Genomic DNA, 16,415 nt, shown 5'->3' on the forward strand with positions numbered 1-16,415 from the left:
TATGGAGCAAAAAGATGAATTACGGGTAACACTGGTTCAGACTGAGCTACTTTGGCAGTTGCCTGAAGCAAACCGTACGCTGTTGGCTGAGAAACTTCGCCCGTTGGCAGGGCATACCGACCTGATTATTCTGCCGGAAATGTTTACCACCTGTTTCATGATGAATCCTGAAGATCACGCCGAGCCGATGGAATCCGAAACGCTGGCGTGGATGCGCGCACAGGCAGCGGCGTTAAATGCCGCTGTATGCGGTTCTGTCGCTATGCAGGATGGTGATGCCTACATCAATCGAATGTTATTGGTTAGCCCTGCAGGTGAAGTGCAATTTTATGATAAGAGCCACTTGTTCAGAATGGGAAATGAACATCAGCATTATCGGGCTGGTACTGAGCGTGTGATATTTGAATATGCCGGGTGGCGTATATTGCCGACTATCTGTTATGACTTGCGCTTCCCGGTATTTATGCGGTGTCAGAATGACTATGATCTGGCGATATGTGTTGCTAACTGGCCTGCGCCGCGTCGCGCGCCCTGGCGGACCCTGTTGCAAGCGCGAGCGATCGAAAATCAATGCTACATGCTGGGTGTTAATCGCATTGGCGAAGATGGTGTGGGTCTGCAGTACAGTGGCGATTCGTTAGCAGTGAATTTCAAAGGTGAGCTGCTGTTGGATAAACCTCAAGGTGAAAGCTTTGTAACAACGGTGTGCCTTCATCTGGACGAGGTTCAGCAGTTTCGTGAAGTGTTTCCTGCGTGGCAAGACGCTGATTCCTTCTCGCTTAAAATCGGTCGTTAAGTTTTGTGGTTACTGCGTAAGCCGGCGCAGTAGTCAATATCCAGTTGTTTCGGTGTAAACCATATATAGTCAGTCTCAAGGGTGGTTGCATACTCGCTGGGGTTCTCATGAGTCTCGCTGACTTCCGCCAGCAGTAGCGTTTTAATCGGCTGGCGGGTTAGCTGGCTGATATGCAGCGGTACACCGATGTTTTTCTGCGTATGAAAACTACCGGCAATCAGGATGGTAGGGCGCTGAGTTTCAACTGTCTGCGCATCAGAGATCATTGCGTGTGCCATGCTGGCATCGCGTGCAAGCTGAATGTTCAGCATCGGTGTCAGTTGCTCTTTTGGCATCGTCTCGCAATGGCTCTGATAAACCTGATCCAGTATCTTTTCTCTCACAAGCTGAGGAATCGACAGCATGCTATTAAAGCGAGGGGTTGCTAATTCCGTGGCAGAACTCCCTTGCCGATAGATCTTTTTGAGCAACGCTGAACTGATATTTCCAGCGGTGATGCTGGCGCCCTGCTGCACCGCTGTATTGATCAGCGGGCCATAATCCTTCCACGGCCAGCCTTCGCCATTCCATTGCAGTTTTTGATACATCTGCTGCAGCGTGTCGTTGGGATGAAGTGTGTCTACTAGTAGCTGCTGTTCGTCTGTCAGCATTTCAAAGACGATGTGTGCCGGAGCTTCACTACCTAGAGCGATGAGGATCTTTTCTTCAAGGCGATGATGGTCGGCGTTATCGTGCTTTTCTCCAATGAGAACATAAGGTGTTTTTTGAAGCCGGGAGAATAACTCAGCTTCACTGACAAAACTTTGCTGTTCAAGACTGTATATCTTGCCAACAAGCGGGTGGTTTTGTAATAGCGGTGCAAGCCAGTGGTGAGACGCGTTGGCATAAGCAGGTAACAACAGGATTAACAGGCCTGTTATCAGCGGTTTTATCGTTAACCGCCTGATAATCGGAATAAATCGTCTGGTTCTCAGTGCTGTAGCCCTCACGGCTTTGTATAACCACGGCATAGTGTTAAGCATTTCTATCATGTTAGCCTGATAATAACTCATGTTTTGCTCTGATATTATCCCATGTATTCATTAGGGCATTAAAAAAGACCCCGAAGGGCCTTTTTTGTACAAAGCATGATTACTGCTGTTAACTTTTAATTAACGCTATGCTCTATTGGACCTGATAGACCTCTTCATCTTCGATATCATCATCGTTGACGGAATCTTCACCAATCAGGGTAGTATGTTTAGGCGTCCCTTTTTTTTGTACCTGTTTGTCATGAAGTTTGGCTAGCTGGCGATCAATTTTTTGTGCCATGGCATCCAGTGCGGCAAATAGGTTTTCATCAGATGCTTTAGCGTTAATTTCTCGTCCGGCCGCATGTAGGGTGGCCTCTACTTCTTCTAGTCTGTCGGTTTTATCAAGAGTGACCTGAGCGCTTGATATTACATCGTAACGTTCCTGGCTGTGTTCGAGCCAAGACTCAATTTTTTCGCGAAGGGCTGGAGAAACTTTATCGTGACGGTTAGTGATGTTGATGATCATATAATTTCCTTACTACGTAAAATGCAACGCCAAGGTTGCGTATAAAACAACATTGAAAACTTAATGAACCGTGGCTCCTATCTCTATCGTTGTTTTGATTTTTTACATCGTGCAAAATCACTATAGCGCTGAATTTACAAAAAAGGAAAGAGATTTTTCCCCTTTATTCCTCAACCCATATTTCGCGCACCGGTTCACCAAAATCATCATAGATGATTTTCTTGCGAGGGCGCTTTGAGTGTGGCAATGTGGGTTTTTCGGTTTTAGAACGGCGTCTGGCATCAATAGCATTCAGTGCTTCAGGCACCGGTGTGCGTTCTTGCTTCGGATGTCCAAAAACAAAGCTATTACGATGATAGGCACCGTCTTCAAGTCCAGTGGCACCACTGTCGACTTCTTTGACTGTGCCGCCTTTATTGAGAAATTCTTGAGTTTTACGTTCAAGCTCTTCACGTGTTTGTGCTTTGGTGGGACGTTTATTCATGGAGCGTATTATGCCTGATCGCTCGGTGCGATGAAATGTATTGAAAAGATAACCTTGCCAGCCTACACAGGTGTGTCTGTCAGCGCTAGCCGGTATACTCTGCAAAAATGTCTGAATTGAGTCGATAGATGAATTATATCCCCTTAAATAAGTACCGCTACTTGTGGTTTTATCAACATCAGGATATGCCTGTGCCTGCGGTTGACCTGGAATTTATTAAACCACTAACAGAGTCGCGCTCTTTAGAAATATGGACGCTCAATGTCAGTAAAGATAGTCTGGACGCCAGTGAATTAGAGAAGGACGACTGGGCCAGTCAGGCGGATACCTGGATAGAAAAAGGTTTTTGGCAAAGTGCCTGGGACAGCGACGATACAGCATTGCCTGAGCAGCTCGCTGATTTTATCCAATGGGAAGGCAATACGATTGTTTATTTCTGTTATGCCGGTGAGCATGTGGTGGAAACCACATGGGATGTTTTTAAACGGCATTGGAAAAACTTTCTTTTTCTTGATGATGGCTCGCTACTTCTGGGTAAAAAACGTAAAGAAGTGGTCCAGTTTCAGCAAAATGGCTCTTTTTCACTCGGAAAGCGACCATAGTCAGCTGTATGCAAAAACGTTCCTGGCAAGTATCCAAAACAAACATATCACGTAGTTGCAAACAGCGTTATTCGAAACTGAAGCCAGGAATCGTCTCAATCAGGCGTTGGCATCATCGACCCAATGCAGCGCCTGTAGGAACTGGCGTTCTTCAAAGTGTTGAGTTTCACCTTTTATAAGATAGGTGCCCAGCTTGGTTGCCCATTCCATCCATTCTGGGCCGCCAACGACTGCCAGACGTATGAAGTCTTCAGTATGTGATAGCCCCAGTTTGGCGTCTTCCCAAATAGCACCGGCTGTCATCCCTGTGAATGAAGGATCCAGGTAGATGACAACTCGCAGTGGACCGTAGGTTGGCAGTTTTTCTTCAATAAGCGGCGCCAATACGTTTTGATAATCCTCGGCGTTGAGTGTTTCTGAAGCCTGTACAACGATCAGGTCGCCGGCCGTGTCGGGTAATATTGATAACATAGTTTTTACTCTGAAGTAGTCTTTGAATGGGTAGCCTGTATTATGACGAACTCTTTGCTAACGAACTCTTTATTTAGAAGAATTGTCCACGAAAAAGCTATTAAGGAACAGATCTATTAAGAGATCTGCATCGTTAGCCAGATCTGTTTTTTTTAACCGAAGGTGCAGGTTTACCTCAATTAAGCCATGCAGATAGCTGTACAAAGCTCCGGCAAGAAATTCAGGACCGTGCTGGCTATGTAATAGTTGCTGCTGATGCAAATGGGTTAACGCAGTGACCAGTGCCTGGTAGACAGCGTCCGACTTGCTTTCGAGGTAAGTCTGCAACTCGGTTTGATCATGCGTTGCTTCGAAATAATTAAAAGTGATGCGTATGGCCTGGCTATTTTTCGGGTCTTGCGTTACCTGGCGTAGCATCTCTTTGATCGTGTTTTTGAAGTAGAGATCCGCTGGCATATCAGTTTGACGGCAGCCTTCATCCGTGAGCTTAGCGATGAAAATTTTAAAAAAGGGGGCTGCATCCCGTTCCCACAGCGCCTTAATAACATCTTCTTTGTTTTCAAAGTGCCAGTAAACAGCGCCGCGAGTCATCCCTGTGAATTTAGCTATTTCCAATAGTGTCGTATGGCTGATACCTTGGTGGCTGAATAGCTCAGCCGCAGCATCCAACAATAAATGATAGGTTTTCAGTGCTTCTTCTTTGGTTTTTCTGGCCATGAGATGTCGCTGTCTTTTTGATAAATTCTTTATTCTGCATAGTATATCGAATAATATACATACATTCATGAATGTTTATGGTTCCCGTAATGAAAATTGTAACTCGTATTGTCTCTCTCGCACTGATGAGTGCGTTATTAACAGCTTGTGATAACCCTTCAGCGATGACGGAAGAGCAGGTTGAATTGGTGCGTCCCGTGAAATTAGCGATAGCTGAATCGAATGCGGCTGAAATGAAGCGTGTTTTTCCCGCAACTATTGAAGCCTCAAAACATTCGGCACTGGCGTTTCGGGTTTCTGGCCAGCTAAGAGAGCTACCGGTTAAGGCGGGAGCGGAGGTGAAAGAGGGGGATGTACTGGCGCAGCTGGATCAGGCTGACTTCAAAAACACACTGGCAGATCGTCAGGCGCGTTATGATCTGGCAAAAATTCAGTTTGCACAGATAGAATCTTTGATAAAGAAAAAGTATGCCAGCCAGACAAAACTGGATGAAGCACGGGCAAACCTGAAAGCCGCCGCTGCAGCATTGGCGGTAGCAAAAGATAATGTTAGCTATACGCAGTTAATAGCGCCCTTTGATGGTGTGATTGGTCGCGTTGATATTGAAAATTTTCAGTCAGTTCAGGCTCAGACGCCGATTATAGAACTTCAGGATACCCATGAGATTGATATCAAATTCAGTGTGCCAGAAGGCTTGTTAACACAGTTAAAGCCGGATCTGGATGCGAAAAGCGTCTGCGCTAACGTAACTTTTGAAAGCCAATCTGATGCCTCGTTTACTGCCTGTTACAAAAAACATGACTCTGTTCCTGATTCGGTAACGCGCACTTACCGTGTGGTATTCAGCATGGACAGGCCGTTGGCGTTCACAGTATTGCCGGGTATGTCCGTGAATATTGAGTTGGACCTGACCGATGTACTGCAAGGACAGCCAAGTGATCATGCGGTGAGTGTGCCGTTGGCTGCTGTTTTTGAGCAAGCCTCTCAAACTTACGTATGGCGCGTGAATGCACAAATGCAGGCCGAGCAAGTCGCTGTGAAGACAGTGCGCATAATTGATGAGCAAATGTTGGTCAGCGGCCTTTCTCCCGGTGATCAGGTGATTGCAGCGGGTGTTGCCTATATTCAATCAGGCCAGAAAGTCAGGGCAATTAAAAAAGAGCGTGGGCTATAAGGAACATAGAGCGATGAATCTGGCTGAATATGGTATTCGTAATACAACAATTACCTGGATGGTGGTCGTTCTGCTGATCATCGGTGGAATATTCTCATTTATGGGGTTGGGGCGCCTTGAAGACCCGGCGTTCACGATTAAAGAGGCGTTAGTTAATACCGCCTATCCCGGTGCTTCCCCTTTGGAAGTAGAGGAAGAAGTTACCCTAGTGCTGGAAAATGCGATCCAGCAACTTCCTTATGTAGAGGAGGTTATCTCTACCTCCAGTGCAGGGTTATCACAGATTAAAGTGGAGATGAAAAGCATCTACCGCAAAGATGATTTGGCTCAGATCTGGGATGAGATGCGGCGAAAAGTAAATGATATAACGGCTTCGTTACCTCCCGGTGCATACCCGCCGCAGATTATTGATGATTTCAGTGATGTGTACGGTGTTTTCATGTCGGTTACAGGACAGGGATACGATTATGAGCAGTTAGCCGACTATGCCGACTTTCTCAAGCGTGAACTGGTGCTGGTGCCAGGTGTCAGCAAGGTAAACGTGGGCGGTGAGCGGAGTGAGCAGATCAGCATCGAAATTGATCGTGCTCGATTGGTGGCGTCGGGTTTTTCTGTGGCTGCGTTGCAGCAAGTGCTCAGTACTCATAATGCAGTCGCCGATGCGGGTAACATTAAGGTCGGCAGTGAATATATCCGAATCAGCCCGGTAAGCCAAAACAGCGAGCTGGCGGCCGGTTTAGGCGGTATTTTACTCGGTGAGGCCAATGGTGAACTGATTTATTTAATTGATGTAGCCAACATCAAAAAAGAGTATGTCGATCCGCCTACACATTTGTATCGTTTTAATGGTGATGCCGCGCTTACCGTTAATGTCTCATTTGCATCGGGCGTGAATGTCGTCGATGTTGGCCATCTGTTAAAGCAAAGACTTGCAGAGCTTGAATATGCACGCCCTGTAGGAATGCAGATTGATTACATTTACAACCAGCCTGCACAGGTTGAAACCTCCGTTAATGATTTTCTGATCAGCCTGGCACAAGCAGTGGCGATTGTCGTAGTGGTGTTGCTGGTGTCTATGGGGATCGGCCCGGGTGTGTTGATGAGTGTTGTGTTATTGCTGACGATTCTAGGTACGTTTATCGTCATGCGCATCACCGGTATTGAGTTACATCGAATCTCATTAGGTGCCTTGATTATTGCTCTGGGAATGCTGGTGGATAATGCCATCGTTATTACCGAAGGTGTGATTATCGGTATGCAGCGTGGGCTCACCCGTTTACAGGCCGCCAATAAAATAGTCAGTAACACCAGTTGGCCCTTGTTAGGAGCCACGGTGATTGCGATTACTGCTTTTGCGCCTATCGGTTTGTCGCCCGATGCCAGCGGCGAGTTCACCAATAGTTTGTTTTGGGTGCTGTTTATCTCGTTACTGCTGAGTTGGATTCTGGCGATTACCATCACCCCCTTCTTTTGTTATCTGATCTTTAAAGATAAACCCATTTTACATACGGATAAGTCAGATACGGATGAGCCAGCTTCATTCGATCCTTACAAGGGCGTGGTTTATCAGGTTTATCGTGCCCTGCTGAACGTATCGCTGCGCTTTCGTTGGACAACCCTGTTACTCATGTTAGTGATCCTGATGGGGTCGGTATACGGCTTTAAATATGTAAAACAGGGCTTTTTTCCGTCGACCTCGCTGCCGATGGTGCAAGTGGATTATTGGTTGCCTCAAGGCAGTGATATACGTGCAACCGAAGCCGATATAAAGCAGCTTGAGCAGCAAATTATGAGGCTTCCCAATATTGATAAAGTCGTCAGCACTATTGGTCGTGGTGCTGATCGGTTTATGTTGACCTACAGTCAGGAGTGGAGCTTTGCCAGTTATGGGCAAATTATTTTACAGACTGACAGCTTTGAGGATCTTGAGCCTGCCATATCGCAAATAAAGACGATCTTGCTGGAAGAGTACCCACAAGCATTTACTAAATTTACCCGCGTATCGATAGGGCCTTCGACTAAAGCAAAAATTGAGGCGCGTTTGATAGGATCAGACCCGGATCAGCTACGTGCATTGGCGTCTCAGGTGACAGCCGTTTTTAAAGCTGAGCCTGAGGCGGTTAATGTCGATCAGGACTGGCGTTCGCGGACTAAGGTTTTGCGGCCTGTCTATGATGATGCAGAAGGTCGTCGCCTGGGCATCAGTGAGACTGATCTTAATCAGGCGATCAAAATGCATGTCAATGGACTGCAGGTTGGCATCTATCGTAATGGTTCGCAGTTATTACCGATTAGGTTGCAATCGCCGGAGTCTGAGCAGCAGGGGGTTGATGCACTGAAAAACCTGCAACTCTATAGTCCGGTTAAAGGGGCTTATGTGAGTATCGGCCAAGTTGTAAACCGCTTTGACATTGCGTGGGAAGACCCTCTGATAAAACGCCGTGACCGCAAGCGCACACTTTCGGTGATGGCCGATCCGGATCTTGAAAGTGGTATCACTGCCGCGGATTTATTGAGTAAGTTAAAAGATAAAGTTGAAGCTATACCATTGCCGGCGGGATATGAACTTGAATGGGGAGGCGAATTTGAAGCCCAGCAAAAAGCCAATAAAGCCGTGTTCACACCGTTTCCTTTAGGGATATTGGTGATGTTTATTATCACGGTTTTCATGTTTAATTCCATGAGGCAAACTTTAGCCGTGTGGCTGACAGTGCCTTTGGCGATTATTGGCGTCACCTGGGGATTAATCATCATGGGCGCGCCGTTTAGCTTTACGGCCTTGTTGGCGATTCTTAGTCTGGTGGGAATGCAGATTAAAAACGGTATTGTCTTAGTAGAAGAGATTAAACGCCTTGAAGAGGAAGAATCTGCCCCTTGGTTATTAGCCATACAAGATGCCGCGGTGAGTCGTGTCAGACCGGTAGCCATGGCCGCGCTGACAACGATTTTAGGCATGATTCCTTTATTGAGTGACGTGTTTTTTGAACCCATGGCCGTGACTATTATGTTCGGTCTGGGCTTTGCTACTATATTGACCCTGTTTGTTGTGCCTGTGCTGTTTGCTCTGTTTTATGGCGTAAGTAGCCATAAGAAAGGCAGTAAAGAGAGGGATAATAAGCTATCTGTTCTCTAGGAAATAAACACTAAAGAAAGTTAACCAAGGATGGTTTTATGATTTATCTGGTCAGCTAAAAACAGTTATGGCAGGGAAGCTCGGGGTAGTCAGCTTCCCTAAGGGTTTTAATTAGTCTTCGCTTTCGATGACAACTTTGCCGAAATGTTTAGCTTGAGCCATCCATTGATAAGCGTCAACTGCCTGTGAAAAAGGGAATGTTATATCTATTTGAGGATGAATTTGATGAGCTTCCATTGTGGAAGTTAGCTGTTCAAGCATCTCTGTACTACCGACATAAATACCCTGAATCCGTAATAGGTTGAAAATAGTCATTAAGCTCATAGAGGGGCTCTCTAGCCCGGTAAGAATGCCTATAAGCGATACTGTTCCGTTTGGTTTTACGCAACTTGAGGATTTCTCAAATGTGCCAGCGCCGCCCACCTCCAGAACATTATTTACACCTTCTCCGTTAGTAATTTTAAGGACTTCTTCTTCCCAGTTAGGATGGGTTTTATAGTTAATAGTATGGTCTGCACCTAATGTGCGCGCACGTTCTAATTTTTCATCGCTGGATGAGGTGATAATTGTTTTGGCGCCGAGCGCTTTAGCAATCTGCAAACCGAAGATGGAGACGCCGCCTGTTCCAAGTAACAGAATAGTGTCATCTGGTTTTAATTCACCAACGCAGACAAGCGCGTGCCAAGCCGTGGTTGCTGCACACGGTAACGTTGCTGCTTCGGCATATGACAGGTAATCAGGTATTTTTACACTGCAATCTGCTTTAAGAATAAAGTAATCAGCAAGCACGCCATTTATGCTTCCTCCCATCGCTGAGTTAAGTCCGGCATCATTAATCTTGCCTTCTTTCCAGCCTTGGAAAAAGTTACCAATGACCCGATCACCGGGTGTAAAGCCAACAACTGACGAACCTACGCTGACCACTTCACCGGCTCCATCAGATAACGGGATGATGGGACGTATGTCATTTCTAACATATCCTCCCATGGTGATTAGAATGTCACGATAATTGAGTGAACAAGCTTTCATCTTTACTAGGATTTCATCAGCAGCGGGTGTAGGAATATCGATTTCTACTTGTTGGATTGCATCAATACCATCGGCTGTTGTTACTTGATAAGCACGCATTATTTTTCCCCGAGAAAGTTGAGATTCGAGGCTTGCATGGTAAAGCGAGCGCTGCAACTATTTATCCAAAAATCTGTTCTAAAGTAGGTACTTATATAGCCTTTTCTAGTAGGGGTATTTAATAGTAATTCAACGATTATCCAGGAGAGGGCACTACAAAATCAGTTTTGCTCTATAGTAAATAAACACTAAAGATAGATAACCAAGGATGGTTTTATGACTTATCTGCGCTACAAGTACGCTCTACGGCCGCGTTTTAATACTTTCTATTACAGCGCTTCTTCACTGACCGCCTGGGCTTTTCTGGGGGGATTGGCGGGGTGTTTGGTAAGCAGCACCGGTCTGGCTGCTGATCACACCGACAAGCTTCCGGCGTTACAGCTAGCCGGGAGTCTCGACCACGCCGACCTTAATATCGACTTAAATGGTTATTGGTATGCTGAAAAGCTGGATGGCGTCAGAGGGTACTGGGATGGCCGGCAACTGTTAACGCGTCAGGGTAATCCTATTCATGCGCCAGAATGGTTTACCCGAGCGTTGCCTGACTTTGCCATTGAAGGCGAGTTATGGATCGGGCGGCAAACATTTGATCATCTCTCGGCTCTGGTACGACAACAACAGCCGAATGAGAGTCGCTGGCGACAAGTCCGTTTTCATCTGTTTGACCTGCCACACTACCCCGGTACATTCGAGCAGCGCAGAACAGTGCTGGAAAAATGGGTTACGTCAATCGGACAGCCGCATATTCAGGCGGTTTCGCTTTTTCGGTTTGTTTCGCATCAGGCGCTTTTGCAGCAACTAACTGATTGGACTGCACAAGGAGCCGAGGGTGTGATGCTATATCGTGGTGAGGGGCTCTATCAGGCCAGGCGTAGTCATGATCTGCTCAAGTTAAAAGGTTATGAAGATGCAGAGGCCCGGGTGGTCGGTATCTTACCCGGAAAAGGAAAGTATCAGGGCATGCTGGGGGCGCTACTGGTTGAAAATAGCGAAGGAGTGCAGTTTAAAGTCGGCAGTGGCTTTACGGATGCCGAGCGAAAAGCACCGCCACAGATGGGGGCAATGATTACTTACCGGTTTAACGGTAAAACACGTAACGGCATACCCCGGTTCGCGCGTTTTGAGCGAATCCGCCTCGATGATTAATGCCGATCAGCTAATGTCAGTCTCTTGTAGCACCTCATAGGCTTCTCGGATTGCAATAAAACTGGCTGAATCTCCGCCCTTGTCTGGGTGGTGTTTAGCCGCCAGTTGGCGGAATTGCCGTCTAATCGTAGCTTGATCCGGGGCTTGCTCCGCTATTTCTAAAATATCGAGGGCTTGTTGGCGCTGCTCTGGGTTTAAAAAGCGCTGCCAAAAGCTATTCAGCAAGCGAATCACCGATGCTTCATCTGCTTCGTTATAGTGCGACCAGTCAAGGTAATATGATTTTAGCGCTTCATTGCGGCTTTGTTCGGGCAGCGTTGGCGCTTTTTTTTCGCAATGAAGCTCTTTGCTATAAGGCTCTTTGCTAGAAGGGACAAGATGAATGTCCAGTGCTGAGATCGACAGGTAAAGTACTTCTTCTTCCCATAAGGTAATTTGTAACTGATAAAGTGCATTCATGGTCAGGAAGTGCTTTTGAAACAGAGCGACATCTGCTTGAGAGTCCAGTGCATCAAAAAGCCCCGCCGCCTCAATGGCCTGAATCAAGGTGAATTCACTAAAACCGGCCGGGTGCTTTTTCAGCGAAGCCAGAATAATGGCTGTGATAGGGTTGTGCATTGAATGTCTCCTTTACAACACTACCAGTGTTTTTTGGGATAACGCTGTTACTTACGTTTATAGGTTATTAAAATCAGGGCATTAATTAAACTAATACTATCAATTTACAAGTGGATACGACTGTTAAAAGGGTGTATCTGCGTTAAAGAAGGAAAACGGTGTGAAAATACGGATGAGTCCTAAGATGCGGATTCTGCTGATTGTTGTGTTGGGGCTGGTATGGGTTGCCAATGAATATCAATCGGGTGGCCTAACTCCGCAAAGTAGTGTGGCTACACAGGAATCAACATTACAAAAATCGACTACTGGCTTATCGGTCAGTAAAATAGATGAAGCTTTCCGTAATCAGCAAAGTGATCTCATTGTTGTTGAAGAGGGGCGCGTTATTAAGGTTCTCCCGGACGATACCAAGGGCTCGCAACATCAGCGCTTTTTAGTGAAGTTAAACTCAGGCTTAACCGTGCTGATAGCGCATAATATTGATTTGGCTCCCCGGGTTAGCCGCTTAAAATCGGGTGATTTTATCCGTTTTAAGGGGGAATATGAGTGGAATGAGAAAGGTGGTGTGGTGCACTGGACACATCATGATCCGGCTAAGCGCCATGCGGGTGGATGGGTTGAGCTGGACGGTAAACGCTATGAATAGGTGAAAGCCCTAGTTTTTAATGCTGTTCGTTTCAGTGAAATCTGATTAAACTGAGCGTCACACTTTGTGGAGGTTATCATGATTCAAGTGATTCAATTAGGAAGCTCAATTCCAGCAGTCGCTTTGACGCTGGTGACAAAGGAAGGTCAGGAAACAGTCATGGCGGATACACTTTTCGCCGGGAAAAAAGTTGTTTTGTTTGCTGTGCCAGGGGCTTTTACGCCTACTTGTTCTGCACATCACCTACCAGGGTTTGTTGTACTTGCTGATGAGATCAAAGCGAAGGGTGTGGATATGATCGCCTGCATCTCTGTGAATGATGGATTTGTTATGCGCGCCTGGGGCGAGCAGCAAAACGCAGAAGAGATCACGATGCTGGCGGATGGTGGTGGTGCGTTTACCAAAGCACTCGGCCTTGAGATGGAAACAGGTGATTTCGGCGGAATGCGCTCGCAGCGATATGCCATGATTATCAATGACGGTGTTGTTAAGCAGCTAAATGTAGAAGCACCAAAGCAGTTTGAAGTGAGCAAGGCGGAATCGATTTTAGCCGCGCTGTAACTGGTCTGTAGTAAGCAAAACGCCTGCCTGACGTAAGGCGGCTTTGCCGGGATTCACCGGATGTAAAAAAGGCACCTGACGGTTATACCGCAGGTGCCTTTTTCATATTGAAGCTATTCTTACATTGAAGCAGTATTACAATGAAAGAATGATTACTGTTTAACACCCTCAATAGACAGATTCAGGTAGAGTGTTTCAGACGCCGGCCCTAGGTTGTAATCGATGCCGAAATCTTTCAGTTTGATCTCGGTAGAGCCTTCAAAGCCTGTACGGAAACCACCCCAGGGATCGTTGCCTTCACCTAATTTGCTGACATCAAGAACCACAGGCTTAGTCACGCCATGCAGTGTCAGGTCGCCAGTCAGAGAAGCCGAACCGTCACCGTTGTCACTGTATTGAGTACTAACAAATTTAGCCGTCGGAAATGTTTTAACATCCAGGAAGTCACCACTGCGAATGTGCTTATCACGTTCTGCATGGTTTGAATCGATACTCGATGTATCAATATCAACAGTGACACTGGAGTCGTTTGGCTGCTCTGGATCGTAGCTGAATTGGCCTTCAAATGTATTGAACCGACCGGTTACCAAGCCAATACCTAAGTGACTAATGCGAAACTCAATAGATGCATGAGCGTTTTTGGTGTCAATCACGTAATCAGCTGCATACAAAGGTGAAGAAGCGAGTACTAAGCTACCCAGCGCGACTGAAGTTTTTAGAAATGTGTTCATGAATTCTCCTTGGTGCCCAACATTCTTTTGAGTGTTGAGTCTTTGTCGATAAAGTGATGTTTAAGAGCAGCGATAGCATGTAAAGCCGCTAAGGAAATAAGTGATGTCGCCACAATGAAGTGGATCTCACCGGCAACATCTTCTTGATTTTCAACAAGTTCAGGTAAAGCCGGTACGCTGAACCAGTTGAAGACGCTAATAGCGCGGCCATCAGCGGTAGAAATAAGATAACCCGAGGCTAAAACAGCTATCAGCAAGAGATATAAACCGATATGCCCCAGCTTTGACAGCCGTTTGATGAGAGCTGAGTGGGAGCTTATAGGCACAGGTTGGGGGTTGATTGCTCGCCAAATAAGTCGAATCGCCAAAGTAATAGCAATCAGAATACCGATACTCTTATGCCAGTTGGGTACTATTTGATATTCCGGATCGTAGTATGTCAGCGAATCGATATATAAACCTAGCGGATACATGCCGATAATAGCCAGTGCAATTAACCAATGAAGTCCAATAGCACCCCAGCCATAATGGTTTGATTGGTTGCGTAACCCTTTGACTAGCGCCATCTTTTTCCTAATCCTTACTGATGAAAATTGTACTGTCCGTTAGCAATACTCGGACTCTCATAGGTGACTTAAGTTCTGTATACCGTGCTTTTTTGTCGATCTTTATTAAAAGCTTTTGATGGGCACAGTGTAATGGCACATAATGAATTCATCTAATGCATTATGGTGATGTTTGCTATGCGTAAAGTGAATTTAAGGTCGGTTGACCTTAATCTTTTGGTGGTGTTGGAAGCATTGCTCGAAGAAAAGCAGGTAACAAAGGCCGCAGAGCGATTGCATATGAGCCAGCCTGCTGTCAGCAGAGCGCTACAAAGGCTACGCAGTATGTTTGCTGATCCATTGTTGGTAAGAAGTGCCGAAGGCTATGACTTATCCGTGCGGGCAGGGCAGATTATCGGTGATCTTAAAAGCCTGTTACATAGCGTTAGCCAGATCATCTCTGAAACCGAATTCAGCCCGCAAACTTCCAAACAGACCGTTAAAATTGCCGGGCCCGATCTGGAAACAGCGCTGTATGTGCCCGATCTGCTCGCGATCATGAGACAAGAAGCGCCCGAAATGAGGGTAGAGCTTGATTCAAGGCCGGCCGACTATTTTGAGATGCTCTCACGAGGTGATATCCACTTTGCCATTTCCGGTGTTGCTCCGCAGACAGCGGAAGATCAATTTCATAGAGCAATACTGGATGTGACTGATACAGCGCTGATGATGGGGGCGCATCACCCGTTGGCAGACAACCCGATAACTCTGGATGCATACCTGGCCGCTCGGCATGGCTTCGTTTCGATTACCGGAAAGGGGCCGGCTATGATGGATAGCCGCCTGCGGGAGATGGGAAAAAAGCGTAATACGGTATTGCGCTTAAGTAGCTTTATGTCGGTAGCCGACTTTTGTGAAAAAACAGACCTGATCTTTATGCTGCCGATCAATCTCATCCAGAAAATTTCATTAGGCAGGGCTGTCGTGACCTGCGCATTGCCGCCAGAATTAAAAGCAGATCCCTTACCTTTTTACCTGTATTGGCACGCCAGAGATCACCACGACGGCATGCATCGCTGGATAAAAAACGCAATATTGCAGCATGCCGGGCAGCACTCTGTATATAAAGTGTGAGATAGAAATCAGAAATATTGGAAAAACACGACTTTATTTTGCAATACAAAAACAGGCTGGTATACTGCGCGCCTGTTCTGCAAAGAACAGGAAGAACGGCCTGCTATGGTAGCTCTGCCGGTCCTCTCGCAATGATAAACCGTGAATCTGGTCAGGCCTGGAAGGGAGCAGCCACAGCGGTCGATTCGTGTGCCGGGATGTGGCTGGTGGAGCTATCACCATACACCTTAAATGTGTCGTTTTCAGCATAAGTTTGCATAAGATCCACATAAGTCTGCATAAAGTCCATATAAGTTTGCATAATTTGCACAAAAAGCCTGCATAAGGTATATTTTTGTAGTAATACTACGAAGATGGTGGCAATGCTATGTATCGACGTAATCTTAAACATTCCCGCGTAAAAAACCTTTTTAAGTTTGCCAGTCTTAAAATTGATGACGTCATTACCGTTGAATCCGGCTTAGAGTTCGACGCCTGCTTTCACTTTGAGTATTCACCCGATGTTATTTCTTTCGACAGTCAACCGGAAGGTTTCTACTATAGTTTTTTGGGTAAAGAGCTGCCTTATACCCCTGACTTCGTTGTCGTTGATAAAGTAAACGGAGCACGCTTTATTGAAGTTAAACCTGTTGCTAAAGCAGCTAATACTGATTTTAGAGCAAAGTTTATATGCCGTCAGGAACGGGCGGCGGCACTGGGTATTCCGGTGATATTAGTGACTGAGCGCCAGATCCGCCTAAATCCTATTTTGAATAACCTTAAATTATTACATCGCTATGCAGGCCTCCAATCATTTACGGAGCTGCACTTTGCTATTTTAGAGCTAGTTAAAAAGTCAGGTATCGTTAGTGTTCGCAACTTGATATCTAGCACTCAGGCTATAGAAGGTGATGTGCTTGCTTCCACGGTAACCTGGCTCTCTTTAGGGCGGTTGAAAACAGATTTATCCTCATCTGATTTAGGGTTAGATTCTGTGGTTTGGTGCTAGA

At 46.2% G+C, this 16,415-nt stretch carries 18 protein-coding genes and 1 other RNA gene; 10 read left to right on the forward strand and 9 right to left on the reverse strand.

Features of this window, described 5'->3' with window-relative positions; genetic code table 11:
- Position 1 precedes the first annotated feature (1 nt).
- Positions 2-796, forward strand: coding sequence for an amidohydrolase (locus BM099_RS14385; RefSeq protein WP_090728824.1), 795 nt, complete (start codon positions 2-4; stop codon positions 794-796).
- Here the strand turns inward: BM099_RS14385 and BM099_RS14390 are convergent.
- The 3 genes from BM099_RS14390 to BM099_RS14400 form a co-directional block, all read right to left on the reverse strand.
- Complete coding sequence (locus tag BM099_RS14390; RefSeq protein ID WP_090728825.1) at positions 793-1,848, reverse strand: ChaN family lipoprotein; 1,056 nt, start codon at positions 1,846-1,848, stop codon at positions 793-795. The genes BM099_RS14385 and BM099_RS14390 overlap by 4 nt on opposite strands.
- A 112-nt stretch (positions 1,849-1,960) precedes the next feature.
- Positions 1,961-2,335, reverse strand: coding sequence for a ribosome hibernation-promoting factor, HPF/YfiA family (hpf, locus tag BM099_RS14395; protein ID WP_090728826.1), 375 nt, complete (start codon positions 2,333-2,335; stop codon positions 1,961-1,963).
- A gap of 163 nt (positions 2,336-2,498) precedes the next feature.
- Positions 2,499-2,819, reverse strand: a complete 321-nt coding sequence (locus BM099_RS14400) for a hypothetical protein (protein ID WP_090728827.1) — start codon at positions 2,817-2,819, stop codon at positions 2,499-2,501.
- A gap of 128 nt (positions 2,820-2,947) precedes the next feature.
- Here BM099_RS14400 and BM099_RS14405 point away from each other — a divergent pair, with 128 nt between their 5' ends.
- Complete coding sequence (locus tag BM099_RS14405; RefSeq protein WP_090728828.1) at positions 2,948-3,421, forward strand: DUF2947 domain-containing protein; 474 nt, start codon at positions 2,948-2,950, stop codon at positions 3,419-3,421.
- 99 nt (positions 3,422-3,520) lie between these two features.
- Here the strand turns inward: BM099_RS14405 and BM099_RS14410 are convergent, their stop codons facing one another.
- Positions 3,521-3,892: a SpoIIAA family protein gene (locus tag BM099_RS14410; RefSeq protein WP_090728829.1), complete on the reverse strand. Its 372-nt coding sequence runs from the start codon at positions 3,890-3,892 to the stop codon at positions 3,521-3,523.
- Positions 3,893-3,961: 69 nt separating this feature from the next.
- On the reverse strand, positions 3,962-4,609 hold the full coding sequence (locus BM099_RS14415; RefSeq protein WP_177201191.1) for a TetR family transcriptional regulator: 648 nt from the start codon (positions 4,607-4,609) through the stop codon (positions 3,962-3,964).
- Between the two features lie 89 nt (positions 4,610-4,698).
- On the opposite strand from BM099_RS14415, the gene BM099_RS14420 reads away from it, so the two are divergent.
- A complete protein-coding gene (locus tag BM099_RS14420; protein ID WP_177201192.1) occupies positions 4,699-5,784 on the forward strand; it encodes an efflux RND transporter periplasmic adaptor subunit in 1,086 nt (361 codons plus the stop codon).
- A 13-nt stretch (positions 5,785-5,797) separates the two neighbouring features.
- Complete coding sequence (locus tag BM099_RS14425; protein WP_090728832.1) at positions 5,798-8,917, forward strand: efflux RND transporter permease subunit; 3,120 nt, start codon at positions 5,798-5,800, stop codon at positions 8,915-8,917.
- Positions 8,918-9,028: 111 nt separating this feature from the next.
- On the opposite strand, the gene BM099_RS14430 is transcribed toward BM099_RS14425, so the two are convergent.
- A complete protein-coding gene (locus BM099_RS14430) occupies positions 9,029-10,045 on the reverse strand; it encodes a zinc-dependent alcohol dehydrogenase family protein (RefSeq protein WP_090728833.1) in 1,017 nt (338 codons plus the stop codon).
- A 216-nt stretch (positions 10,046-10,261) separates the two neighbouring features.
- Here BM099_RS14430 and BM099_RS14435 point away from each other — a divergent pair, with 216 nt between their 5' ends.
- Positions 10,262-11,191 carry a DNA ligase gene (locus BM099_RS14435; RefSeq protein ID WP_090728834.1) on the forward strand — a complete coding sequence of 310 codons (930 nt, stop codon included), beginning with the start codon at positions 10,262-10,264 and terminating at the stop codon, positions 11,189-11,191.
- Between the two features lie 6 nt (positions 11,192-11,197).
- Here the strand turns inward: BM099_RS14435 and BM099_RS14440 are convergent, their stop codons facing one another.
- Positions 11,198-11,809: a DNA-J related domain-containing protein gene (locus BM099_RS14440; RefSeq protein ID WP_090728835.1), complete on the reverse strand. Its 612-nt coding sequence runs from the start codon at positions 11,807-11,809 to the stop codon at positions 11,198-11,200.
- 160 nt (positions 11,810-11,969) lie between these two features.
- On the opposite strand from BM099_RS14440, the gene BM099_RS14445 reads away from it, so the two are divergent.
- Both BM099_RS14445 and BM099_RS14450 read left to right on the forward strand, forming a co-directional pair.
- Positions 11,970-12,455 carry a DUF3465 domain-containing protein gene (locus BM099_RS14445; protein ID WP_244889947.1) on the forward strand — a complete coding sequence of 162 codons (486 nt, stop codon included), beginning with the start codon at positions 11,970-11,972 and terminating at the stop codon, positions 12,453-12,455.
- Positions 12,456-12,533: 78 nt separating this feature from the next.
- Positions 12,534-13,016 (forward strand): peroxiredoxin, encoded by a 483-nt coding sequence (locus BM099_RS14450; RefSeq protein ID WP_090728837.1) that lies wholly within the window; start codon positions 12,534-12,536, stop codon positions 13,014-13,016.
- Between the two features lie 152 nt (positions 13,017-13,168).
- Here the strand turns inward: BM099_RS14450 and BM099_RS14455 are convergent, their stop codons facing one another.
- Together BM099_RS14455 and BM099_RS14460 are read right to left on the reverse strand one after the other, a co-directional pair.
- Positions 13,169-13,747 (reverse strand): YceI family protein, encoded by a 579-nt coding sequence (locus BM099_RS14455; RefSeq protein WP_090728838.1) that lies wholly within the window; start codon positions 13,745-13,747, stop codon positions 13,169-13,171.
- A complete protein-coding gene (locus tag BM099_RS14460; RefSeq protein ID WP_090728839.1) occupies positions 13,744-14,313 on the reverse strand; it encodes a cytochrome b in 570 nt (189 codons plus the stop codon). The genes BM099_RS14455 and BM099_RS14460 overlap by 4 nt, the downstream gene beginning before the upstream one ends.
- A gap of 177 nt (positions 14,314-14,490) precedes the next feature.
- Between BM099_RS14460 and BM099_RS14465 the strand changes: the two genes are divergently transcribed.
- The 3 genes from BM099_RS14465 (at position 14,491) to BM099_RS14475 (ending at position 16,414) form a co-directional block, all read left to right on the forward strand.
- Complete coding sequence (locus BM099_RS14465) at positions 14,491-15,426, forward strand: LysR family transcriptional regulator (protein ID WP_090728866.1); 936 nt, start codon at positions 14,491-14,493, stop codon at positions 15,424-15,426.
- A 115-nt stretch (positions 15,427-15,541) separates the two neighbouring features.
- Positions 15,542-15,638, forward strand: an RNA gene (ffs, locus tag BM099_RS14470) — signal recognition particle sRNA small type.
- Between the two features lie 155 nt (positions 15,639-15,793).
- Positions 15,794-16,414 (forward strand): TnsA endonuclease N-terminal domain-containing protein, encoded by a 621-nt coding sequence (locus tag BM099_RS14475; RefSeq protein ID WP_090728840.1) that lies wholly within the window; start codon positions 15,794-15,796, stop codon positions 16,412-16,414.
- The last annotated feature ends 1 nt before the right edge of the window (position 16,415 follow it).

The organism is Neptunomonas qingdaonensis (assembly GCF_900113275.1).
In the GTDB taxonomy this organism is placed as follows: Bacteria; Pseudomonadota; Gammaproteobacteria; order Pseudomonadales; family Balneatricaceae; genus Neptunomonas; species Neptunomonas qingdaonensis.